At 40.9% G+C, this 23,742-nt stretch carries 24 protein-coding genes; 17 read left to right on the top strand and 7 right to left on the bottom strand.

Going from position 1 to position 23,742, the window contains the following annotated elements; all coding sequences use genetic code 11:
* Nucleotides 1-28: 28 nt before the first annotated feature.
* The 5 genes from LG375_RS05955 (at nt 29) to groL (ending at nt 7,360) form a co-directional block, all read left to right on the top strand.
* Nucleotides 29-1,891 (top strand): proline--tRNA ligase, encoded by a 1,863-nt coding sequence (locus tag LG375_RS05955; RefSeq protein ID WP_142236163.1) that lies wholly within the window; start codon nt 29-31, stop codon nt 1,889-1,891.
* Nucleotides 1,892-2,497: 606 nt separating this feature from the next.
* A complete protein-coding gene (locus LG375_RS05950) occupies nt 2,498-4,438 on the top strand; it encodes an ABC transporter substrate binding protein (RefSeq protein WP_225745485.1) in 1,941 nt (646 codons plus the stop codon).
* Nucleotides 4,438-5,241: an ABC transporter ATP-binding protein gene (locus LG375_RS05945; protein WP_002883592.1), complete on the top strand. Its 804-nt coding sequence runs from the start codon at nt 4,438-4,440 to the stop codon at nt 5,239-5,241. Before LG375_RS05950 ends, LG375_RS05945 begins: the two co-directional genes overlap by 1 nt.
* 167 nt (nt 5,242-5,408) lie before the next feature.
* Complete coding sequence (gene groES, locus LG375_RS05940) at nt 5,409-5,696, top strand: co-chaperone GroES (protein WP_225745484.1); 288 nt, start codon at nt 5,409-5,411, stop codon at nt 5,694-5,696.
* A gap of 44 nt (nt 5,697-5,740) precedes the next feature.
* On the top strand, nt 5,741-7,360 hold the full coding sequence (groL, locus tag LG375_RS05935; RefSeq protein ID WP_225745483.1) for a chaperonin GroEL: 1,620 nt from the start codon (nt 5,741-5,743) through the stop codon (nt 7,358-7,360).
* Between the two features lie 81 nt (nt 7,361-7,441).
* On the opposite strand, the gene LG375_RS05930 is transcribed toward groL, so the two are convergent.
* The 4 genes from LG375_RS05930 to LG375_RS05915 all read right to left on the bottom strand — a co-directional run bounded on the left by LG375_RS05930 (nt 7,442) and on the right by LG375_RS05915 (nt 10,078).
* Nucleotides 7,442-8,287, bottom strand: a complete 846-nt coding sequence (locus LG375_RS05930; protein WP_225745482.1) for a superinfection immunity protein — start codon at nt 8,285-8,287, stop codon at nt 7,442-7,444.
* A 99-nt stretch (nt 8,288-8,386) separates the two neighbouring features.
* Complete coding sequence (locus LG375_RS05925; protein WP_225745481.1) at nt 8,387-8,692, bottom strand: DUF2752 domain-containing protein; 306 nt, start codon at nt 8,690-8,692, stop codon at nt 8,387-8,389.
* Nucleotides 8,692-9,024: a TM2 domain-containing protein gene (locus LG375_RS05920; RefSeq protein ID WP_225745480.1), complete on the bottom strand. Its 333-nt coding sequence runs from the start codon at nt 9,022-9,024 to the stop codon at nt 8,692-8,694. The genes LG375_RS05925 and LG375_RS05920 overlap by 1 nt, the downstream gene beginning before the upstream one ends.
* Before the next feature lie 184 nt (nt 9,025-9,208).
* Nucleotides 9,209-10,078 carry an RluA family pseudouridine synthase gene (locus LG375_RS05915; RefSeq protein WP_225745479.1) on the bottom strand — a complete coding sequence of 290 codons (870 nt, stop codon included), beginning with the start codon at nt 10,076-10,078 and terminating at the stop codon, nt 9,209-9,211.
* A 65-nt stretch (nt 10,079-10,143) separates the two neighbouring features.
* Between LG375_RS05915 and pbp2a the strand changes: the two genes are divergently transcribed.
* From pbp2a to LG375_RS05890, 5 genes are all read left to right on the top strand, one after another.
* Nucleotides 10,144-12,471, top strand: coding sequence for a penicillin-binding protein PBP2A (gene pbp2a, locus LG375_RS05910; protein ID WP_073689659.1), 2,328 nt, complete (start codon nt 10,144-10,146; stop codon nt 12,469-12,471).
* A 48-nt stretch (nt 12,472-12,519) separates the two neighbouring features.
* Nucleotides 12,520-12,672 (top strand): 50S ribosomal protein L33, encoded by a 153-nt coding sequence (rpmG, locus tag LG375_RS05905; RefSeq protein ID WP_002886472.1) that lies wholly within the window; start codon nt 12,520-12,522, stop codon nt 12,670-12,672.
* Nucleotides 12,673-12,680: 8 nt separating this feature from the next.
* Nucleotides 12,681-12,857 (top strand): preprotein translocase subunit SecE, encoded by a 177-nt coding sequence (gene secE, locus LG375_RS05900; protein WP_002883656.1) that lies wholly within the window; start codon nt 12,681-12,683, stop codon nt 12,855-12,857.
* A gap of 207 nt (nt 12,858-13,064) precedes the next feature.
* Nucleotides 13,065-13,604 carry a transcription termination/antitermination protein NusG gene (gene nusG, locus LG375_RS05895; protein WP_002883644.1) on the top strand — a complete coding sequence of 180 codons (540 nt, stop codon included), beginning with the start codon at nt 13,065-13,067 and terminating at the stop codon, nt 13,602-13,604.
* 130 nt (nt 13,605-13,734) lie between these two features.
* The gene (locus LG375_RS05890) at nt 13,735-14,223 is read left to right on the top strand and encodes a phosphatase PAP2 family protein (RefSeq protein ID WP_225745478.1); all 489 of its coding nucleotides are present in this window, start codon (nt 13,735-13,737) and stop codon (nt 14,221-14,223) included.
* Between the two features lie 131 nt (nt 14,224-14,354).
* Here the strand turns inward: LG375_RS05890 and LG375_RS05885 are convergent, their stop codons facing one another.
* Together LG375_RS05885 and LG375_RS05880 are read right to left on the bottom strand one after the other, a co-directional pair.
* The gene (locus LG375_RS05885; RefSeq protein ID WP_225745477.1) at nt 14,355-15,164 is read right to left on the bottom strand and encodes a Cof-type HAD-IIB family hydrolase; all 810 of its coding nucleotides are present in this window, start codon (nt 15,162-15,164) and stop codon (nt 14,355-14,357) included.
* Entirely contained in the window at nt 15,157-15,924 is a 768-nt protein-coding gene (locus tag LG375_RS05880) for a DeoR/GlpR family DNA-binding transcription regulator (RefSeq protein ID WP_037610690.1), read from the bottom strand. The genes LG375_RS05885 and LG375_RS05880 overlap by 8 nt, the downstream gene beginning before the upstream one ends.
* A gap of 193 nt (nt 15,925-16,117) precedes the next feature.
* Between LG375_RS05880 and leuS the strand changes: the two genes are divergently transcribed.
* The 4 genes from leuS (at nt 16,118) to LG375_RS05860 (ending at nt 21,102) form a co-directional block, all read left to right on the top strand.
* The gene (gene leuS, locus LG375_RS05875; RefSeq protein ID WP_049527380.1) at nt 16,118-18,619 is read left to right on the top strand and encodes a leucine--tRNA ligase; all 2,502 of its coding nucleotides are present in this window, start codon (nt 16,118-16,120) and stop codon (nt 18,617-18,619) included.
* Between the two features lie 183 nt (nt 18,620-18,802).
* Nucleotides 18,803-19,258 carry a MarR family winged helix-turn-helix transcriptional regulator gene (locus tag LG375_RS05870; protein WP_049527382.1) on the top strand — a complete coding sequence of 152 codons (456 nt, stop codon included), beginning with the start codon at nt 18,803-18,805 and terminating at the stop codon, nt 19,256-19,258.
* 56 nt (nt 19,259-19,314) lie between these two features.
* Nucleotides 19,315-20,547: an acyl-CoA thioesterase/BAAT N-terminal domain-containing protein gene (locus tag LG375_RS05865; RefSeq protein ID WP_192573954.1), complete on the top strand. Its 1,233-nt coding sequence runs from the start codon at nt 19,315-19,317 to the stop codon at nt 20,545-20,547.
* Nucleotides 20,548-20,688: 141 nt separating this feature from the next.
* Nucleotides 20,689-21,102 (top strand): YjdF family protein, encoded by a 414-nt coding sequence (locus tag LG375_RS05860; protein WP_049554241.1) that lies wholly within the window; start codon nt 20,689-20,691, stop codon nt 21,100-21,102.
* 93 nt (nt 21,103-21,195) lie between these two features.
* Here LG375_RS05860 and LG375_RS05855 read toward each other — a convergent pair whose 3' ends face one another.
* Nucleotides 21,196-21,501: a YciI family protein gene (locus LG375_RS05855; protein WP_080611155.1), complete on the bottom strand. Its 306-nt coding sequence runs from the start codon at nt 21,499-21,501 to the stop codon at nt 21,196-21,198.
* Between the two features lie 87 nt (nt 21,502-21,588).
* Here LG375_RS05855 and LG375_RS05850 point away from each other — a divergent pair, with 87 nt between their 5' ends.
* The 3 genes from LG375_RS05850 to LG375_RS05840 all read left to right on the top strand — a co-directional run bounded on the left by LG375_RS05850 (nt 21,589) and on the right by LG375_RS05840 (nt 23,739).
* On the top strand, nt 21,589-21,906 hold the full coding sequence (locus tag LG375_RS05850; RefSeq protein ID WP_060972206.1) for a winged helix-turn-helix transcriptional regulator: 318 nt from the start codon (nt 21,589-21,591) through the stop codon (nt 21,904-21,906).
* A 124-nt stretch (nt 21,907-22,030) separates the two neighbouring features.
* Nucleotides 22,031-22,897, top strand: coding sequence for an ATP-binding cassette domain-containing protein (locus tag LG375_RS05845; RefSeq protein ID WP_107372499.1), 867 nt, complete (start codon nt 22,031-22,033; stop codon nt 22,895-22,897).
* Entirely contained in the window at nt 22,897-23,739 is an 843-nt protein-coding gene (locus LG375_RS05840; protein WP_107372500.1) for an ABC transporter permease, read from the top strand. The genes LG375_RS05845 and LG375_RS05840 overlap by 1 nt, the downstream gene beginning before the upstream one ends.
* Nucleotides 23,740-23,742: the final 3 nt, after the last annotated feature.

The following is a 23,742-nucleotide window of genomic DNA, read 5'->3' as shown; positions in this document are numbered from 1 at the left end:
AAGGGCCAGCCTCCTTAGTATGTAAATGATGAAACAAAGTAAAATGTTGATTCCAACACTTCGTGAAATGCCAAGTGATGCTCAAGTTATCAGTCATGCTCTTATGGTACGTGCGGGTTACGTGCGTCAGGTCTCTGCTGGTATCTATGCTTATATGCCATTGGCAAATCGTGCTATCGAGAAATTCAAAACTATCATGCGTGAGGAGTTTGAAAAAATCGGTGCGGTTGAAATGTTGGCGCCAGCGCTTTTGACAGCAGATTTGTGGCGTGAGTCAGGCCGTTATGAAACTTACGGTGAAGACCTTTATAAACTAAAAAACCGTGATAAATCTGACTTTATCCTCGGTCCAACTCACGAAGAAACGTTTACAGCCTTGGTTCGTGATGCAGTTAAATCATACAAACAATTGCCACTTAACCTCTACCAAATCCAATCAAAATACCGTGATGAAAAACGTCCTCGTAACGGTCTTCTTCGTACACGTGAATTTATCATGAAGGATGCTTATAGTTTCCACCAAAACTATGAAGATTTGGATGTAACCTATGAAGACTACCGTAAAGCTTACGAGGCTATCTTTACACGTGCTGGCCTTGAATTTAAGGGAATCATCGGTGATGGTGGTGCCATGGGTGGTAAGGATTCTCAAGAATTTATGGCGGTTACTCCTGAGCGTACAGATCTCAACCGTTGGGTAGTTCTTGACAAGTCAATTGCTTCATTGGATGAGATCCCAGAAGATGTCATGGAAGAAATCAAGAAAGAATTGACATCATGGTTGGTATCTGGTGAAGACACAATTGCCTACTCTACAGAGTCAAGCTATGCAGCTAACCTTGAGATGGCAACAAACGCCTACACACCAGCGACTAAGGTTGTGACTCAAGAAGAAGTGACTCGAGTTGAAACGCCAGACTGCAAGTCAATTGATGAAGTCGCTGCTTTCTTGAATGTTCCAGAAGAACAAACCATCAAGACTTTACTTTTCATCGCTGATGATGAACCAGTAGTGGCTCTTCTCGTTGGTAATGATCAGGTTAACGATGTGAAGTTGAAAAACTACCTTGCAGCTGATTTCCTCGAACCAGCTACGGAAGATGAAGCACGTCAAGTCTTTGGTGCTAACTTCGGTTCCCTTGGTCCAGTTAACCTTCCTGAAAATGTTCGCATCGTTGCGGACCGTAAGGTTCAAGATGTGGCTAATGCGGTTGTTGGAGCTAACGAAGATGGTTACCACTTGACAGGAGTTAACCCAGAGCGTGACTTCAAGGCAGAATACGTGGATATTCGTGAAGTTAAAGAGGGTGAAATTTCTCCAGACGGTCAAGGTGTCCTTCAGTTTGCGCGTGGTATCGAGATTGGTCATATCTTTAAACTTGGGACACGTTACTCTGAAAGTATGGGTGCTAACGTTCTTGATGAGAATGGCCGTGCTGTTCCAATTATCATGGGATGTTACGGTATCGGCGTTAGCCGTATCTTGTCAGCTGTGATTGAACAACATGCACGTCTCTTTGTTAACAAGACACCAAAAGGTCAATACCGCTATGCATGGGGAATTAACTTCCCTAAAGAATTGGCTCCATATGATGTTCACTTGATCACAGTTAACACTAAGGATGAAGAAGCCAATGCTTTGACAGAACGTTTGGAAGCAGCTCTTATGGCTGAAGGTTATGATGTCTTGACAGATGATCGTAATGAGCGTGTCGGTTCTAAATTCTCTGATAGTGACCTCATTGGACTTCCAATCCGTGTTACAGTTGGTAAAAAAGCTTGCGAAGGTGTTGTTGAAGTTAAAATCAAGGCAACTGGTGATACTATTGAAGTTAATGCCGATAACTTGATTGAAACACTTGCTATCTTAACAACAGAACAAGATGCTTAAGATTAAAAAATCTTTTCTTGCTGGAGCAGGAAGAGATTTTTCTTTTGCAGTGATAATGATAAATTGAGAGAAAAGAGAGTAAATTCCAATTTGACAGAATTGTCTAAATAGTGTAAACTTAAAACTATCATAACTACGGAGGCATCACATGCTTAATAAAGCGACCCATTTGGGAAATCTTAAAGCTTTTTATTACTTTAGTTTCTTTAGATAGGACGTTTGTGTTTCAGGATACAAGCGTCAGTCAGTTTGTATCTATGAAGCTAAAGCATTTTGTGATGGATTAGCCGATTAGATGAATAGGTCTAACCGGTGACATAAGCTAGCCTATGCTAGTCAAGATGCAGAAAACCAGTTGGGCCTGTCCTAACTGGTTTTTTCATACCGTGGTCTATTTTTAGTTTTCTTTTGACCTTTAGATGTCTAAAAAATGGTGAATTCTAGCCGACTTTTTATAAGGTCAAAAGGTGATGGTCTTTGGACGACGGACTTTAGGATCTGATGAAGCGATGTAAGGTCTAATTTGCTTGCTTTTGACCCTATCGTCTCGGAAAAAGCATAAAAGAAAATTGGAAATAGATAGAATAAAAAATAGAGGTATACAAGATGAAGAAATTCTTGGTCAGTATGATGGCTGTTATCACAGCTGTCCTCTTGGTAGCATGTTCCAATGCTTCTAATAAAGATTTGGTTCACGTCGGTGTGCTCCAATATGTTGAACATCCTTCCTTGTCAGCGACACGTAAAGGGTTCATTGAAGAACTCAAAGAGGAAGGTTACGTCGACGGTAAGAACATCAAAATCGATTATCAGAATGCACAAGGAGATCAGTCTAACTTGCAGACGATTTCTCAGTCGCTTATTGAAGATAATGATGTCATGTTAGCTATCGCAACCCCAGCAGCCCAGTCTTTGAGTAGTTTGACAAAGGACAAGCCAATTCTCTTTACAGCTGTTACAGATCCAGTTTCAGCTAAATTGGTTAAGTCTATGGACAATGTTGGAGGAAATGTGACAGGGACAAGCGACATGTCACCAATCAACAAACAAGTCGAGTTGTTGAAAAAGGTCCTTCCAAATACTAAAAAAGTTGGGATTATGTACACGACCAGTGAGCGTAACTCAGAAGTTCAGGTTGAAGAAGCCAAGAAATACTTCAAGGAAGCTGGTATTGAAACGGTTATCAAAGGAATTTCATCAACCAATGATATCCAAGATACAGCCAAGAGCTTGATGAGTCAGACCGAAGTCATCTTCATCCCAACTGACAATACCATTGTTAGTGCTATTAATACCTTGGTAGATCTTTCTAAAGAGACTAAGGTTCCAGTTGTTGGTAGTGACGCTGGTAGTGTAGAAAAAGGTGTCCTGTTCACTTATGGAACTAACTATGAAGCGCTTGGACGTCAAACAGGTAAGTTGGCAGGCCGTGTTCTCCGAGGTGAGAAGGTCAAGGATGTCGATGCAGAGTATCCTAAAACACTTAATGTTGTGGTAAACCATGACATGGCTAAAGAACTTGGCATTGATGTTTCTAGCATTAGTGACGAGGAATCTAAAGCATCAACGCAAGATGACAAACCAATTTCTAAAAAAGATAAGGGTGTCATTAAGATTAAGGTCAATAAGTCTTCTAAAAAAGGATTTTCAAATGTGGTGCTAACAGCCATCTCTCAGGGACTTCTCTGGGCTATTATGGCTATTGGGGTCTTCATTACCTTCCGTATTTTGGACCTTGCTGATTTGACAGCTGAGGGGGCCTTCCCACTTGGTGCTGCTACGACAACTATCATGATTATCCGTGGAATCACCCCAATCTTTGCGACTCTAGGTGGTTTTGTTGCTGGTATGCTTGCCGGAGCGGTGTCTGGCTTTATGCATACGAAAATGAAGATACCAGCACTTTTAACGGGGATCATTACCTTAACAGGGCTCTATTCAGTTAACCTTTTGGTTCTTGGAAGTGCCAATGTCTCTCTTTCAGGACACAACACGCTGGTGACTATGGTGATGAATCTTGGTCTATCTAAGCTGAATGGTGTGATTCTATTAGGACTGATTTTTGTTAGTCTGGTAGTACTTATGTTGGTTGTTCTCCTTAATACACAGGTTGGACTTGCTCTTCGTGCAACAGGTGATAACCTTGCCATGGGTGAAGCCAATGGTATCAAGGTTGACCGCATGAAGATACTTGGCTACATGATTTCTAATGGTTTGATTGCCCTATCAGGTGCCCTCCTAGCTCAAAACAATGGCTATGCGGATATGAATATGGGTACTGGTACAATCGTAAATGGCTTGGCTGCAATCATCTTAGCCGAAGTTATCGTCAAGTATCTACCACTTGGCAAACGCCTCTGGTCAATTGTCGTAGGTGCTGTTCTCTACCGTTTGGTCTTGGTTATTATCCTTGCCATGAACGTTGATGCTCAAATGTTGAAATTGGCTTCAGCCATCTTGCTTGCTATCATCCTTTATGTGCCAGAAGTACGACAAAAATTGAAAATTAGACCTAACAAATCCTTGACTCTAGGAGGTGACAAGTAATGGCTTTACTTAGTTTACAACAGATTCATAAAACCTTTGAAAAAGGCACGGTCAATGAAAATCACGTCCTTCGTGGTTTGGATCTCGACATTGAGCAGGGAGATTTTATCTCTGTCATCGGGGGAAATGGTGCTGGTAAATCAACCTTGATGAATTCAATTGCAGGTGTTCTTAGCATTGATGAGGGGGATATCTTGTTAGAGGGGCAATCTATTAAGAAAGCATCTGTAGATGAGCGCTCTAAAGACATTAGCCGTGTTTTCCAAGATCCTCGAATGGGGACAGCGACAAACCTTTCTATCGAAGAAAATATGGCGATTGCTTATCGTCGTGGTAAGAAACGTAGCTTTTTTAAAAAGTCTATCACTGAAAGCGAACGTCAAGTCTTCAAGGAAGCCTTGGTAGATCTTGGTCTTGGTCTTGAGAATCGTATGAAGACCGATGCTAATTTCTTGTCAGGTGGACAACGTCAGGCCTTGACACTTGCTATGGCAACCTTGGTTCGTCCAAAAATCTTGCTTTTGGATGAACATACAGCAGCACTAGATCCTAAGACAAGTGACATGGTCATGAATTTGACACGTAAGATTGTTGAAGAACAAGAATTGACAACCCTTATGATTACCCATAATATGGAACATGCTATCGAATATGGGAACCGTCTGGTCATGCTCTATCATGGAAAAATCGTCGTCGATGTGCGAGGTGAAGAAAAGAAAAATCTCACTGTTGCAGAACTTATGGACCTCTTCCACAAAAATAGTGGACAAGTCCTCAATGATGATGCCTTGGTGCTCGGTTAACAAACAAAAAAAGAAACTATCCAAAGTTCAGATTTTGGGTAGTTTTTTCTTGACTATTTTTGACCAAGTGCTAAAATAAATATATAGATTAGCACTCGTGGTTTATGAGTGCTAAAAATAACGTTTCACACGTTACTAATAATAAATAACATTTGGAGGTAATTGGTATGGCATTGAAACCATTGGGCGATCGTATCGTTGTCCGTTTTGAAGAAACAGAAGAAAAAACAGCTAGTGGCTTTGTATTGGCAGGAGCTAGTCATGAAGCTACAAAGACTGCTGAGGTTTTGACAGTAGGTGAAGGAATCCGTACTCTTACTGGTGAATTGATTGCACCTAGTGTTGCAGCAGGCGATAAAGTTCTTGTTGAAAATGGTGCAGGTATCAATGTTAAAGACGGAGATGATTCCGTTTCAATTATCCGTGAAGCAGATATTTTAGCAGTCCTAGCTTAGGTCTATGCTAATCAGATATAAAGTAAGATAAAGAAGGAGTAACTATGGCAAAAGATATTAAATTTTCATCAGCTGCACGCGCAGCAATGGTCCGTGGTGTTGATACTTTGGCTGATACAGTTAAGGTAACGCTTGGTCCTAAAGGTCGTAACGTGGTTTTGGAAAAAGCTTTTGGCTCACCTCTTATCACTAATGATGGTGTGACAATTGCTAAAGAAATTGAACTCGAAGATCACTTTGAAAATATGGGTGCTAAGCTCGTCAGCGAAGTGGCTTCAAAAACGAACGATATTGCCGGTGACGGAACAACTACAGCCACTGTTTTGACACAAGCTATTGTCCGTGAAGGTCTCAAAAATGTAACGGCTGGTGCTAATCCAATCGGTATACGTCGTGGGATTGAAGCAGCTGTAGCTACAGCCGTGGAAGAGCTTAAAGCCATTGCACAACCAGTTGCTAACAAGGAAGCCATTGCTCAAGTCGCAGCGGTTTCATCACGTTCTGAAAAAGTTGGTGAATACATTTCAGAAGCTATGGAACGTGTGGGTAATGATGGTGTTATCACTATTGAAGAGTCTCGTGGTATGGAGACAGAACTCGAAGTGGTTGAAGGTATGCAGTTTGACCGTGGTTATCTTTCTCAGTACATGGTTACTGATAATGAAAAAATGGTCGCTGACCTTGATAATCCATTTATCCTTGTGACTGACAAGAAAATTTCAAATATCCAAGATGTCCTTCCACTCTTGGAAGAAGTGCTTAAGACAAGCCGTCCACTTTTGATTATTGCTGATGACGTGGATGGTGAAGCTCTTCCTACACTTGTTCTTAACAAGATTCGTGGAACTTTCAATGTAGTTGCTGTTAAGGCTCCTGGATTTGGTGACCGTCGTAAAGCCATGTTGGAAGACATTGCCGTATTGACAGGAGCAACTGTCATTACTGAAGATCTTGGTCTTGAACTTAAGGATGCAACTATGGCAGCACTTGGTCAAGCTTCGAAAGTAACTGTGGATAAAGATAGCACAGTTATCGTTGAAGGTGCAGGAAGCGCAGAAGCGATTGCTAATCGTGTTAACCTCATCAAGTCTCAATTGGAAACAACAACATCTGAGTTTGACCGTGAAAAACTTCAAGAACGTTTGGCTAAATTGTCAGGTGGGGTTGCAGTTGTTAAGGTTGGTGCGGCCACTGAAACAGCCCTTAAAGAAATGAAACTTCGTATCGAAGATGCTCTTAACGCTACTCGTGCCGCTGTTGAAGAAGGTATCGTAGCAGGTGGTGGTACAGCACTAGTTAACGTCATTGCTAAGGTTGCTGAACTTGATCTTGAAGGTGACGATGCTACAGGACGTAACATTGTCCTTCGCGCCTTGGAAGAGCCAGTTCGCCAAATTGCCTATAACGCTGGTTATGAAGGATCAGTTATCATCGATAAATTGAAAAACAGCCCTGTTGGTACAGGATTTAACGCTGCTAACGGTGAATGGGTAGATATGGTTGAAGCAGGAATCATTGATCCAGTTAAGGTAACACGTTCTGCCCTTCAAAATGCTGCTTCTGTAGCTAGTCTTATCTTGACAACTGAAGCAGTCGTTGCCAACAAGCCTGAACCAGAGGCTCCAGCAGCGCCAGCTATGGATCCAGGAATGATGGGTTACTAAGAGTTTAAAAGCAAAAGAAAAAACCTAGGAAAAGTTGAGAAACTTTTTCTGGGTTTTCTTTTTTCAATTAATTGTTCCTAATTACTGAAAAGGGTTAAATGTATTAGAACTTCCTTGTTGACCTGCCATTTGCATCATCATTTGTTGCTGTTTGATACGTTCTGCTTCCTTATTCATATTGATAGAAACAACAAGAAGGATGACCCAACCGAGGAATGTCCAGTTTAGGAGGATAGATAGGACGAAGATTAGCCATTTCTTGTCTGTTTTATTGAGGAGGGCTGGCAAGATAAGAAGTGCTATAGACGGTAAAAGAATAATTAGACTTACACAAGCTGAAAACAGCCCCGCCACAACATTGTCATCAAGAACTCCAAGAAGAAGTAATCCAAGGGCCCAAAAGATGGCTGGGATGCTAGCAATGGCTAACATAATGAGATTGGTTTGGGTTTTCTTGTCTTGTTTCTTCCAAGTTTCGTTTAGATTTTTACTTGCTTGTTGGAAAGTTTCACCAGTTTGATTTGCAAATTGGTTAACAGTCTGACTGGCTGTTTCTACAACAGGTTTAATTTGTTCCTGGAAGGTATTTGATTGATTTTCTTGAGCTAGGTTAGTCGCTTGAAAAGTCCCTTCTTCATCTACCGCAGTGTTAGCGAGTGGTTCTTCAGCAACGTCATAGCTGTCGACCTCTTTTTCGGTAGTTTCTACAACCTCTTTTGATGGTACGGGTTCTGCGGGCTCAACAACTTCTGAGCCGTTCGTTGTCTCAACAGTTTCTTTTTGTGATACGGTTTCTGTTACTTCGACATTTGGTTTGGGAGTTTCTCGGACAAACTCACCTTTTTTAGCTGCTTCAGCCATTTCTTGAATACTTGGATTACGACCATTAACTGCTTGGAAAAAATCAATCCAATCTTGTTGATTCATGTGTATAACCTCCGTTGATTTTGATTATAAATTTTGACAATTACAATTATAGCAATAGTGTAAGGAATCCGCAATGGGAGTCGAATAGAAGTGTTTACTTTATTTTCTGATAATCTTCTTATCACTAAAGATGGGAAAGAGAAAGAAATAGGTTAGGACATAGACCACTAGAGGATATATCAGTGGATTATAGTCCCAGGCTCCTTGCCAATCTAGGTGTAAGAGTCTAACACTAGCGCGTGTTAGGCCTGTGCTCCAAGCTTTAAGGCCAAATGGTCTTAGGATTAAACTGAGTGGTGTTGGCAGATGTAGTAGGTAGACACCGTAGATAGTCACTAAAAGTAAGAGATACAATCTAAAAAAACGCTGGTGGTAGAGCCACAAGCGTGTAAAATAGTTTTTCATTAGCCAATAACTGCAAATAGTTTTTGAGCGTTTGATTGGCGAGTAGCATCCATGATAAGGAACCAGTCGACGATAGTCCAAATACTACAACCACCAAGTGTTACGAGTTTACCAACACCAAGACCAACTTGTCCCAATATAAAGCGGTCGATTCCAAGAGAACCACCAAAAAGTGAGATGACAAGCATCATTGTAGGATCTTGGAAGCTGATTGAGTAAAGCATTGAAAGTTGTTGTTCAGGAAGTGCCTCAAGACGTTGGCGGATGTACTGAACTTGTTCTGTTGGGAAATACTTGGCGTTAATTGCTAGCCATTGATCGACTGGATTCATAAATTAAATACCCCTCAAATTTTAAATGATATGTAAAGGATAACATAATGTCCAGGGATATTCAAGGTGGTCAAGGCTTTTGAAGTTAATAAAAGCAACTTATTTGCAAGCTTCCACTGTGTCATAACTAGAGGATCATTAGGATAATCCTTTCGCACTATGCTTGAGAATGAGCCTACTTCTATTATTTGTGATTTCTTAACCCTTGTTCAAAACTGTCTGAGCTCGCCTTAACAGTGATTTTGTCGAGTGTTAAGGGATGGGTGAAACTAAGAGTGTGAGCGTGGAGCATGAGTCGAGATGCGGGGCGGTGGCTATAAAGAGGGTCCCCCAGAATGGCATGCCCATGGTGGGCCAGATGCACACGAATTTGGTGGGTCCGGCCGGTTTTTAGTTGACAGTTGACCAGACTAGCTCCTTTGAAGGCTTTGAGGCGCGTGATGGTTGTATAGGCAACCTGCCCTTTTCTAGGATCAACCACTCGTTTTCTACGGTCATGGCGGTCGCGTCCAATCTTGTCTTTGTACACAGTCTCCTTGGTCTGAAATTTACCTTCAGCCAATGCCCAGTATTGACGCTGAATCTTCTTATCTTCCAAGAGTCTATTGAGAATAGGGAGAATAAAAGGATTTTTTGCGAAAAGCACAGCTCCACTAGTTTCCATGTCTAGTCGATGAACGACGTAACAGGTTTGCCCACAATAGGCTGAAACATGGTTAAGTAGAGCAATTTCTGTGGGTTCATTACCATGCGTCTTCATTCCTTCAGGCTTATTGACCACGATGAGATGCTGATCCTCATAAAGAGGCTCTACCAGACTGGCATTTCCCATAGGGATAATTTTTTCAGGGTAGTCCTCTGTATCAAAGGTCAGGCTAATCTTATCGCCTTTTTCAACAGGACTCTGCCAATTAATAGCTTCTCCATTGATGAGGACGTGCTTTTTCGTGCGTAGGAAATGACGAATCTTACGAGGAATGAGGAGCTTAGTTTCTAGCAAGTCTTTGACAGTCGTTGCAGGATAAGGATTGATAATTTCTACGTGTAAAGTCATGGTTTCATTATATCATGAACGTTTAAAAGAGGACAGAATCTGTAAAAACTTGGTATAATAAGGTTATGACATTTTTTGATAATCTAAAAAACAAACTTTTTAAAGAAGAAACTAGCGGAAAGGGTAAGGAATCCCAGCCTGCTGGAAAATCGAAGGATTTACAAGATAAGATAAAGGGATTGTTCGCTAAGAAACCTGATGAGGTTGAACAAGCCGTTGAAGACTTGGATATGTCTCAGGAAAGTAAAGAGACGTCACGTTATCAACGTTCTAAGCAAAAGAAACCTATTGATACCACCAAACCCCTAGGTAAGGTTCAGGCCTTCTTGAGCAAGTTTACGCTTTCGCCAAGAAATCCTATTCGCCGTTTCTGGCGTCGCTATCATATTGGGAAAATTCTCTTTATCATGCTAGCTGTGCTAGTTCTGACAGTAGGTTCCTACCTTTTCTATATTGCCAAGACGACCAATGTTTCAGACCTTCAAGATGCCTTGAAAGCCACTACGGTTATCTATGACAAAGAAGGCAATCAAGCTGGTTCTTTGTCAGGGCAAAAAGGAACCTATGTGGAACTAGACGCTATTAGTGATAGCTTGGAGAATGCTGTCATAGCAACTGAGGATCGTACCTTCTATAAAAATAGCGGAGTTAACGTCAAGCGATTCCTCCTGGCTATTGTGTCCATGGGGCGCTTTGGTGGTGGTTCAACCATTACCCAACAGTTGGCTAAAAATGCCTTCTTGACTCAAGAACAGACTGTTACTCGTAAGGCCAAGGAATTCTTCCTCTCTTTGGAATTAACCAAGAAATACAGCAAGCAAGAAATCCTTACTATGTACCTCAATAATGCCTACTTCGGAAATGGGGTTTGGGGTGTTGAAGACGCCAGCCAAAAATACTTCGGGACAAGTGCTGCCAATCTAACTGTTGATGAAGCAGCGACCCTCGCTGGTATGCTTAAGGGACCTGAAATTTACAACCCAATCGATAATATCCAAAATGCGACCAACCGTCGAAATACTGTCCTCGCCAACATGGTTGATGACAAGAAGTTGAGCCAGGCCGATGCCGACAGTGCGGCAGGAGTTGATATGGCTAGTCGCCTGGATGATACCTATCAAGGGACTGGCGATGACTACAAGTATCCGTCTTACTTTGATGCTGTCATTGAAGAAGCTACGAAAACTTATGGTTTGAGTGAGGATGAAATCGTTAAAAATGGTTACAAGATCTACACAGAGATGGATGCCAACTCACAAGCTAATATGCAACAAACCTACGAAAATACCTATCTCTTCCCTACATCAGAAAGTGACGGTAGTACAGCTCAGTCCGCTAGTGTGGCACTTGATCCAACAACTGGAGCGGTACGTGGTCTAGTAGGTCGTGTGGGTGGTACTAGTGATACAACCTTCCGTAACTTTAACTATGCAACTCAAGGGAAGCGTAGTCCTGGATCGACCATCAAACCTTTAGTGGTCTATGCCCCAGCTCTGGCTTCAGGATGGAGCATCAATAAGGACCTTCCAAATAAACCAATCGACTATAACGGCTATACTCCAACCAACTACGGTGGTGTTGAGACAGAGGATGTGCCCATGTATCAAGCTTTGGCCAACTCCTACAATATCCCAGCAGTTTACCTCTTTAATCAAATCGGTATTAAAAAGGGGATTAGTTACGGTCAAAAATTTGGTCTTAACTTTGACAATGTTCCGGAAGAACTTGGAATTTCACTTGGTGGTGGTGTGACAGCCAGTCCTCTTCAAATGGCTCAGGCTTATGCGACCTTTGCTAATGGTGGTGAGATGAATACAGCTTATTTCATCACTAAAATTGAAAATGCCAGTGGTGACATTATTGCTACCCATAGTAAGAAATCTAAACGTGTTATCAGCCAGTCAGTAGCTAACCAGATGACCAGCATGATGCTTGGTACCTTCTCAAATGGTTCTGCTGTGAATGCCAACTACACAGGTTACACGATGGCAGGTAAGACAGGTACTGTTCAGGCTGAATTTAACAAGGATTTGACTAGTGACCAGTGGGTGATTGGTTATACTCCTGATGTGGTTATGACGACCTGGATTGGTTTTGATAAGACTGACGAGAGTCACTACCTAACAGGAGCTAGCTCGGGAACAGCTTCGACGATCTTCAGTTACATCGCTGCGGATGTTTTGCCAAATACACCAGGTACTGAGTTTACCGTTGAAAATGCCTATGCAGCTGATGGTCAAACACTAGACTATACGGCAGATCCAAATGACTCGCGCAATAGCAGTAACAAGTCATGGACAGACAAGGCATCAGACGTTGTGAATGACGTTAAAGATCAAGCAAGCAGCCTTTGGGATAAGATTACAGACTCCTTCTCAGGTCTATTCAGATAGCTTGTCAATTGCATTTAAAAGTGGTAAGATAAAAAGAACGGAGGCGTTATGGCACAGAAAAAAGCAAGCCTAGCGTGTGCTGAATGTGGGAGCCGAAACTACTCAATTAATGTGAGTAGCACTCCCAAACCAACACGGCTAGAAGTTAACAAATTTTGTAAACATTGTAAAAAATACACCTTGCATAAGGAAACAAGATAGGAGACACCGTGAGACAAACTGGAAGTATTTTCAAAGTCTTGAAAGACACGACTTGGCCAGACCGTAAACAACGCTGGCACGATTTTATTTCAGTTCTTGAGTATACTGCGTTCTTCACTGTCATCATCTATGCATTTGATGAATTGTTGAGTCGCGCTATGTCAGCACTGATTAACTTTTTCTAAAGAAAACACAAAAAGAGTGGGAATGCCTGCTCTTTTTTGTTATAATAAATGCAGATAAAAGCGAGAACGAGGGCCACCAGGCTTTTTTATTACGCTTTGAATTAAACCATAGACATTCATTGACATTTAACACTCGAAGCTAGAAGATAGCTAGCCGAAGGCCGAAGGTGTTTAAAGGTCATTTAGAAAAAAGAAAGGAATCCTAAAATGCTAGATTCATTCGACAAGGGCTGGTTCGTCCTTCAAACCTATTCAGGATACGAAAACAAAGTTAAAGAAAACCTTTTGCAACGTGCCCAAACTTATAACATGCTTGAAAATATCTTGCGTGTTGAAATCCCAACTCAAACGGTCAATGTTGAGAAAAACGGTAAAGTTAAAGAAGTGGAAGAAAACCGCTTCCCTGGTTACGTTCTTGTTGAGATGGTAATGACAGACGAAGCCTGGTTCGTTGTCCGTAATACTCCGAACGTTACTGGTTTCGTTGGTTCTCACGGTAACCGTTCTAAACCAACACCACTTTTGGAAGAAGAAATCCGTCAAATCTTGATTTCAATGGGTCAAACCGTTGATGTCTTTGATACTAATATCAAGGTTGGTGACGTGGTTCAAATCATCGATGGTGCCTTTATGGGTCAAGAAGGCCGTGTTGTAGAAATTGAAAACAACAAGGTTAAAATCATGATTAATATGTTTGGTTCAGAAACAGCTGCTGAACTTGAACTTTACCAAATCGCTGAACTTTAAGATAGACAAAAAGAGGTTGGGCTAAGAGACTTCAACCTTGGAAGACTATCTCATTAAACTTGAGGGGAGAGGATAGAAGCTAGATTTTTGAAATTTAGTTCTGTGTCACTCCCTTTTTTTCTAACGGATGATGATGAATTACAAACGATTTTACGATAGGATTAGCGCTCCTTTGCGTTCTTACGCTAAGGTTTTAGAAGAGTTGAATAAGCTTATAACTAGGACTTTTTACCTGCTTTTTCCTATATTTCTTATTTGGGTTTGGCTAAGGAATGGTTGGTTTGTTCTCTCTACGACAGTGCTTATTATGGGGGGAGGCTTTTTCCTTCTTTCTCTTGGTCGTAGCCTCTATAATCGACCACGTCCATACCAGACCTGGGCTATTCAACCCCTTATTAAGAAGGACAGTCTGGGTAAGTCCTTTCCCAGTCGGCATGTTTTCTCAGCGACTGTCATTGCTATGTTGGCACTGATGCTTAACCCCTGGCTAGGTGGGGCTATGCTTTTTCTGGCGGGGGCTCTAGCTTTTTTGCGCGTGCTAGGTGGTGTTCACTATCCTAGTGATGTTTTGGCAGGCTATGCCATTGGGATTCTTATAGGTCTCCTTCTTTATCTTTAGAAAATTTGGGTCTTCTTCGAGAGAGGAAGGCTTTTTTCGTTGAAAAAGGAAAGGCACCTCTAGGGCACCTTTCCTTTTGTTCTAAAATTTGAGTTGGCGATTAAAGGTTGTTCCCACCATTAGATATTAGCTTAGTTTAGGACATGTTTTCTAATAGCTTGAGCGACACCATGCTCATCATTTGAAGCAGTTACTAAGTTTGCAGTTTCCTTAACCCCTTCAGGTGCATTGCCCATAGCAATTCCTAGGCCAGCTAGAGCTAGCATAGGACTATCGTTGAAGTTATCTCCGATGGTCATGACTTGTTCAAGAGGAAGGTCATAATATTTGGCAAGCTCAAGGAGAGCATGTTCTTTAGAAACATGTTTGGCAGTGACTTCAAGGTAGTTATCTTTAGATAAGTAGAAGGCTGTCTGTGGAAAATCCATACTTAGGAGTTTTTGGTGGAGGTCCTGGATAACTTCAGGGTCATCAATCAACAATAGCTTGTGGATAGGTGGTTCTGAGTCTGAGACCGTGTCTTGCAGTTCCTTAATGATAGGAGATTCACCCGTGATACTTCCTTCCAACTGAGACCATTTGTCTAGTTCGTTGGTGATCCAGTCCTTGCCAGAGTAGATATTCACAGAGACACTTGGATAATCTGTGGATAAGTAGTTAAGAAGTTCTTGGATTTCAGCTTTATCCACAGGGTGTTGTATGATAGTACGATCCCCCTCAAGTACTAAGGCACCGTTGTAGCAAGCGATGGGATTGTCATGAAGTCCCAGTTTATGAGCAATTGGTTGCATCCCTAGTGGCGAACGGGCAGAAGCTAAAACAAAGGGAATATTTGCCTTTTCAAGCTCTGGCATTACCTCAATCAGTTGCTCATCCACCTGGTGGTTACTAGTGAGAATAGTGCCATCAATGTCACTGATAATCAAACGAATATTACTCATAATCGCTATCCTTTCCATCGTATAAAATCGTTACTTTATCTTTAAGAGACTCGACCAAATCAGGATCAGGTTCTTTATCTGTAATCCAGTAGTCAAAGTCTTCAATTTTGCTCAAGATATATTTGGAGTGCTTTTCATATTTATCAGATTCAGCAATAAGAATCTTGGTTCTAGCAGCTTGCATGGCCAGTTGTTTGACAGCAACGTCTTCTTCATCTTCATAGCTGACCACTCCTTGACTGAGACTAGCCGCTCCGAAGAAGGCTAAGTCAAACTGTAGATGTTGCAAGAGCTGAGTTTCGTGAAGCGAATAGTAGAAGCGGTTTTTGCTGTAAAATCTTCCTCCCAAGAGATGAAAGTCGATTCCTTCTTTGCCACTTAGGACCAAGGCATTGTCCAAAGAGTGGGAGTAGACAGTGACGCTTTTAGTCAATTTTTGTGAAACTTCAAGCATCAAGGTAGAGACATCGAAGAAGAGAAGAGATTGGTCTTTGACAAAGCTAAGCGCTAGGTCTGCCAATTTTTTCTTGTCTTCAGTGAGTTCTTCCTGACGTTCTTGGAAGCCAAGAACAGTGGTATTTTTAACTGGAAGAATGCCACCATGGGTACGCTGAGCCAAATTCCTCTGGCTGAGGCAGTCGAAATCTCTTCTGACGGTATCTTTGGAAACACCCAATGCGTCAACCATTTCCTTGACAGAAAGGCTTCCTCGCTCTTCCAAGAGTGTTAATATTTTCTCTAATCGTTGTTCCTGATACATGTGTCACCTTCTTTCTGATACTAGTATAGCATCTTTTTGCTTTTTTGCAACACAAAAACGCAAAAAAACTTAAAAAGAATGAAAAAGATGCAAAATAGGCTCAGGTGAATTTGCCTCTTAAAGTTCCCTTATCATCTTTAAAAATCCTTCAAAAATGCTATAATAGAAGCATTACGAATATTGGAGAGAAACCATGAGTTTTTACAATCATAAAGAAATCGAGCCTAAGTGGCAAAAATACTGGGCTGACAATCACACTTTTAAGACAGGAACAGATGCCTCAAAACCTAAGTTTTATGCGCTTGACATGTTCCCTTACCCATCTGGAGCGGGTCTTCACGTAGGACACCCAGAAGGCTACACAGCGACTGATATTCTCAGCCGTTTCAAACGTGCGCAAGGCTACAATGTCCTTCACCCAATGGGATGGGATGCCTTTGGTTTGCCTGCAGAGCAATATGCCATGGATACAGGGAATGACCCAGCGGAATTCACAGCAGAAAACATTGCCAACTTCAAACGCCAAATCAATGCACTTGGCTTCTCTTACGATTGGGACCGTGAAGTCAATACTACAGATCCGAACTACTACAAGTGGACGCAATGGATCTTCACCAAGCTTTACGAAAAAGGTTTGGCTTATGAAGCTGAAGTACCAGTAAACTGGGTTGAAGAATTGGGAACAGCTATCGCCAACGAAGAAGTTCTTCCTGATGGAACGTCTGAGCGTGGAGGCTATCCAGTTGTCCGCAAACCAATGCGTCAATGGATGCTTAAAATCACTGCCTATGCTGAGCGTTTGCTCAATGACTTGGATGATCTTGATTGGCCAGAGTCTATCAAGGACATGCAACGCAACTGGATTGGTAAATCAACTGGTGCCAATGTCACTTTCAAAGTAAAAGGGACAGACAAGGAATTCACAGTCTTTACGACACGTCCAGATACTCTTTTTGGTGCGACCTTCACTGTTTTGGCGCCTGAGCATGACTTGGTAGATGCCATTACAACACCTGAACAAGCTGAGGCTGTAGCTGACTACAAACATCAAGCCAGCCTTAAATCAGACTTGGCCCGTACAGACCTTGCTAAGGAAAAAACAGGGGTTTGGACTGGTGCTTATGCCGTCAACCCTGTCAATGGTAAAGAAATCCCAATCTGGATTGCTGACTATGTTCTTGCCAGCTACGGAACAGGTGCTGTTATGGCCGTACCTGCCCACGATGAGCGTGACTGGGAATTTGCAAAACAGTTTGACCTTCCAATCGTAGAAGTCTTGGAAGGTGGAAACGTTGAAGAGGCTGCTTACACAGAAGATGGCCTTCACGTCAACTCTGACTTCTTGAACGGTCTCAACAAAGAAGAAGCGATTGCTAAAATCGTGGCTTGGTTGGAAGAAAAAGGCTTTGGTCAAGAAAAGATCACTTACCGTCTTCGTGACTGGCTCTTTAGCCGTCAACGTTACTGGGGTGAACCAATCCCAATTATTCATTGGGAAGATGGTACTTCAACAGCTGTTCCAGAAAGTGACTTGCCACTTGTCTTGCCAGTAACCAAGGACATTCGCCCTTCAGGTACTGGTGAAAGCCCATTGGCTAACTTGACAGACTGGCTTGAAGTGACTCGTGAGGATGGTGTCAAAGGTCGTCGTGAGACGAATACTATGCCACAATGGGCAGGTTCAAGCTGGTACTACCTCCGCTATATCGATCCACACAATACTGAGAAATTGGCTGATGAGGATCTCCTTAAACAATGGTTGCCAGTAGATATCTATGTGGGTGGTGCAGAACACGCCGTGCTTCACTTGCTTTACGCTCGTTTCTGGCACAAATTCCTCTATGACCTTGGTGTTGTACCGACTAAAGAGCCATTCCAAAAACTCTTTAACCAAGGAATGATCTTGGGAACAAGCTACCGTGATCACCGTGGAGCTCTTGTGGCAACTGACAAGGTTGAAAAACGTGACGGTTCATTCTTCCATGTGGAAACAGGAGAAGAATTGGAGCAAGCACCAGCCAAGATGTCTAAATCCCTCAAGAACGTTGTCAACCCAGACGATGTGGTGGAACAATACGGTGCTGATACCCTTCGTGTCTATGAAATGTTCATGGGACCACTCGATGCTTCAATCGCTTGGTCTGAAGAAGGATTGGAAGGAAGCCGTAAATTCCTAGACCGTGTTTACCGTTTGATTACAAGTAAAGAGATTGTTGCGGAAAACAATGGCGCTCTAGACAAGGTTTATAACGAAACTGTTAAATCTGTCACTGAGCAAATCGAGTCTATGAAATTCAACACAGCCATTGCCCAACTCATGGTCTTTGTCAATGCTGCCAACAAGGAAGATAAACTCTATGTGGATTACGCCAAAGGCTTTATCCAATTGATTGCCCCATTTGCGCCTCACTTGGCGGAAGAACTCTGGCAAACAGTCGCAGAAACAGGTGAGTCTATCTCTTATGTTGCTTGGCCAACATGGGATGAAAGCAAATTGGTTGAAGATGAAATCGAAATCGTCGTTCAAATCAAAGGTAAAGTCCGTGCCAAACTCATGGTTGCTAAAGACCTTTCACGCGAAGAGTTGCAAGAAGTCGCTCTTGCTAACGAAAAAGTCAAAGCAGAGATTGATGGCAAGGAAATCGTGAAAGTGATTAGTGTCCCTAATAAACTCGTTAACATCGTCGTTAAATAACGAGTTTACTAGCTCTATCTGCCACCTTCAATAGTCCACTGGACTATTGAAGCCAACTAAACTCGTTAATATTGTTGTGAAATAAAAATAAATCCTTCGGAGCTTAGTTCTGGAGGATTTTTTAGGTTCAGCTTGACAGGAAATAGTAGTTTTGTTAATGTTATTAACAAAAAGAGGGACACTATGAATAAGAAAGAACTGCATAAGTTTAATAATCGTTTTAACAGCTTTGCTTTAGCTTTTGAACAGTTGAAAAAGGCTCAGCATAGGAACAGTATTGATAAATCAATCACTATTAATGAAGTCCATTTGATTGACCTAATAGGTCGCAATCAGCCTGTGAATCTAGTGAAATTATCTGAGTTACTTGAAGTATCTAGGAGTGCCATTACTCAGAGTGTTAGACGTTTAACCAAGAAAGACCTCGTTTCTTTTGAATTTGCACCAGATAATGAAAAAAATAAATATCTGATATTATCCCAAAAAGGGGTTGACGTTTTTAACATTCATAAAGAGCAGCAAGAACATATTGAGACAGCTATTTTTTCAGTTTTAAAAAACTATAGTGAGGAGGATCTTCAAATGGTTATGAAATTGATGGATGATGTTGAACAGGTATGGCAAGAATTACCGTGGTAAAAATCACGGTAATTTTAAAACTATATTGTTAATTTCATTAACAAAAAGAGGAAGATATGAATATAAAAATTGAACTGATCTCAGAGTATGATTTAGCAGACGAATCTTTTAATATTGTCATTAATGGTTTAAAACCAAGAGAAACCTATCGAGTCGAAATGTATTTATCCGATTATTATTGTATCAATGCTCCCATGCTTTTAGCTCATGATGTTTTATGGAAATCAACAGCGACTTTTGTATCAGATAAGAATGGTATTATTGATATTTCACAAACTCCATCTTGTTCTGGCTCTTATGAAGATATTGCAACAATGGGGTTATTCTTTAATGCCAAACCCTTGACCAATAGGAAAAAGAAACTTCCAAACTCTCTTTCTAAAATTCCCTTATTAGATCACTTTTTTGTGGAAATCAAAATTATACAAGGTAATACTGTCGTCGCAAAGAGAACTTTCACAAGACATTATATGAGTTCGCAAATTAGTCATCAAGATATTTACGGGAAACATTTTCAAGGGAGACTCTTTTATGATAAAAAGGCAATAAAAGCACCAGCATTGATTATTGTGAGCGGTAGTGAAGGAAGGATTGAAAAGGCACAGAATATAGCTCAGCTTCTATCTTCTAGAGGTTATATTTGCCTAGCAGTTGCCTACTTTGGTTTAGAGGGGTTGCCAAAACATTTGGAACGTATTCCTTTAGAGTGCCTTGTGGAAGCAAAGGATTATCTACGTCAGCATCCTCAAGTAGATAGTGAAAGAATTGGAATCTATGGACGGTCTAAGGGAGCAGAGTTAGTTTTAGCTGAGGAGAGCATTTTTAATGACGTTCAATGTTTGGTACTAAATTCACCCTCTGATGTGGTGTATGAAGGGATAAAAGGAAAATGGAACTCCCATACTTCTTCTTGGACGTATTTGCAAAAAGAACTTCCTTATCAAAAGTTTCGACTTAGAGATTATCTGTTCAGCAAACTTTTAAAAAAATCCTTCCCTAAAGATTGCTCTGCTAGGATAGATATTGGTCAAATGCACTCACCAATCTTATTGCTCGGAAGTACTGTTGATGAAATATGGGATGCCTCGTCAGCAATTGATGATATTGTTTCATATTATAAAGGACCCCACATTACATTTAAAAAATACCATGAAACAGGTCACATGTTGACAGTGGCTTATCAACCAAATCATCGCTATCGAAAAGATTGGCGTTTATTGATGAAAGAGAGTAAGGATTCTTGGTTGGCTACAATTCATTTTTTTGATAGGCATTTGAAGAAGCAATAACATAAGATTATAAATATGCTATAATAGTCCCAACTAAGATAAAAACACAGTTCTGGTTGGTAGTCCAGACGTAGGCAATCCTATCAGTAACCTTCCTCCTTGGTTGTCCATTCTTAGGGATAGATATAAGGAGGTGCTGTCGTGGAAACAATTTCAATTGGATTGACAGTTTATTTTGAAGATGGATTTTGGCATGGTTTGTTCGAACAAGTGTATCGAGAATCTTATCAAGTTTGTCGTGTGACATTTGGTCAGGAGCCAAAAGATGATGAAATTCTAGAGATTTTACAGACTCAGTTTACCCAATTATCTTTTAGTCCAGAGACTGCAGCTAAGCAACATGTAAAAATTAAGAATCCTAAACGATTACAGCGAGCTGTGAAGAAACAAGTAAATCAGAAAGTTTCTTCCAAGTCGAAAGAACTATTGCAGTTGCAGTACGAGGAAAGGAAAAAGATTTCAAAACATCAATCTAGTGTCCAAAAGCAATTGCTCAAACAAGAGAAATTTGAACGCAAACAGCAAAAACGAAGAGAGAAGCATAAAGGACATTAATGTGTTTCTCTTTAAAGAAACAGCTCTTTTCTAAATAGAAAGGAGCTGTTTTACTAGTATTGAAGAATAGATTTTAACTGTTTCCAAATCTAGTTACTTATCGCCAAAAGGTTTACCGATGATAGTTTCAAATTCAGGACAATACTTACTTGCCTCAAATTCAATGACATCATATTGGGCAACCTCATTTTGATAGAATGGATCGTGTATAATGATTTCTTGAACAGCTTCTTTATTTTTAGCTCTCACGAGAATGATACCGCCGGTTCTTGGATTTTTCCTTCCAGATGCGATAAATAGACCTTTTGCATAATACTGATTCAAAAAATTTATGTGTTTTTCTAAGTATTTTTCAACTGCATCAAGGGGCTTAATATAGGTAAGATTTACAATAAACATAAGTGACTCCTTTAAAATGAATGATAAATAGATTATAATACTCTACAAACAAATTGAATAGTAGGCACATTTTTGTAAGGAGAAAAAATGTTAACAAATAAAAACTGGAATTGCAGTATGTCTCGGGTCTTAGATGTGGTTGGTGGGAAATGGAGAATGAATATATTATGGGTTATAAACAAGCATAAGAAAGTTCGTTTCAATCAATTGAGAAGAGAAGTTGAAGGGATTACAACTATCAGTTTGACACGTGGACTAGATGTTTTAATAGAGAACCAATTGGTTGAGAAATATGATTTTGAAACTATGCCACTTCATACAGAATATGGGCTGACAGAAAAAGGCAAGTCACTGATGCCGATTTTAAAGGACTTGAATCAATGGGGAAAAGAATGGCTGCAATAAATTTTCTCCTCATTTTAATCTCTTCCATCTCGCCACTCATCTCTTCATTTTGACCACTTATCCCCAAAAGCCGTTTAAAAAACGGCTTTTTTGCTAGACTGGTTCTATCAAAAGGAGAGAGAACATGATATTACAAGCTAAAAACATAAGCAAACGGTATGGGAACCACCTTGTTGTTGATAATATTCAATTACAATTTAAAAGAGGGACTTTCAATGCGATTCTAGGACCAAATGGGGCGGGGAAATCAACGACAATTTCCATGTTGATTGGTTTGAAACAACCAACGCAAGGTGAAATCATCTATGAACCAGGGACTAAAATTGGTGTGGTCTTCCAAACCAGTGTTTTAGATGAGATGCTGACGGTTAGGGAAAATCTGACTATTCGTGCGAAACAGTATAAAGGCTTAAAACCCGATCGTGTGTCTGATCTCATTGGTCGGCTAGGGCTATCAGCTTTTCAAAAGCAGAAATATGGGACGCTTTCAGGTGGCCAAAAGCGTCGGGTTGACATTGCACGTGCTCTGCTCTCACAACCAGATATTCTGTTCTTAGATGAACCAACGACAGGTCTGGATATCCAAACTCGGAAGTCTATTTGGGATTTGCTCTATCAATTGCAGAGAGAAGAGGGAATGACCGTTGTACTGACCACGCATTATCTTGACGAAGCAGATGAAGCTGATCAGATTTATATTGTGGACCATGGGAAAGTGATTGCTCAGGGATCGGCATTAGATATTAAGAGCCAGTATGCAAAAAATATCTTGAAGATTCGTTTCAAGGAGATGCAGCAGATAGAAAGTCTTAAAACTTCGGGAATGTCAGTGGAGCGACAGGGACCATTAGAGTATGTTTTTCAACCTGAGAGTGAAAGGCAAGCCATTGATTACCTGGCGCAAGTTAGAGATAGAATAGCCCATTTTGAGTTTCGTCCAGGGACCATGGATGATGCCTTTATTGCACTTACAGGAAGGGAGGTTCGCTAATGCTAGCCTTACTAAAGCGAAATTTTCTATTGTACTTCAGGAATCGTTCAGGAGTTTTCTTCTCTCTGTTGGGTGCCTTGATTTCCTTTATTCTTTATATTATTTTTCTTCAAAAAAATCTAACAGATGCTTGGAATCAACTCCCCAATAGTGGTCCTTTGTTAAATAATTGGTTGATGAGTGGGACGCTGGCTGTGACAGGGATTACGACGAGTCTGGCTGCCTTGACTCAGTTGGTAAAGGATCGTGAACGTCAAGTAGATCAGGATCTTTATTTATCGGATCAAGGAAAGTGGCGGTTACCATTTTCGTATCTAACGAGCGCAATCATCATCTCTTTTTTCATGCAGGTCCTTATGTATGTGCTGATGTGTGGCTATTTTAGAGAAGTGCCAAAATTATCCATACTACCCGAACTTCTCCTCATTATGCTGCTTAGTAGCCTGCTTTCTAGCTTAGTGAATGCCATTTTTGTTTACTTTTTCCAATCCGTAGACAGTCTTGGAAAGTTTGCGACCATAGTGGGGACAGCTTCTGGTTTTTTGGTAGGAACTTATGTACCTTTGGGCGTTCTACCTGATTTTGCACAACTACTAATGAAATGTACCCCAGCAACTTATATTGCATCACTTTATCGGCAAGTACTCATGAAAGAAACATTAACCGAGACCTTTAAAGGTCAAGATAATCTTCTTCAAGAGTTTCAAGAAAAAATGGGCGTTCAGCTCAAGTGGCAAGGTTTGTTGACAAAGGAAAATACTTACCTTATAGTGTTAGGAGGTATTCTTCTAGCAAGTATTCTTTGGATTGTTTTAGTGAAAAGAACTAGTCAGAAAAAATAAGTG

The sequence above is a fragment of the Streptococcus sp. Marseille-Q3604 genome, from assembly GCF_916619785.1.
Taxonomy (GTDB): domain Bacteria; phylum Bacillota; class Bacilli; order Lactobacillales; family Streptococcaceae; genus Streptococcus.
This window is presented reverse-complemented; position numbering and strand designations above follow the sequence as displayed.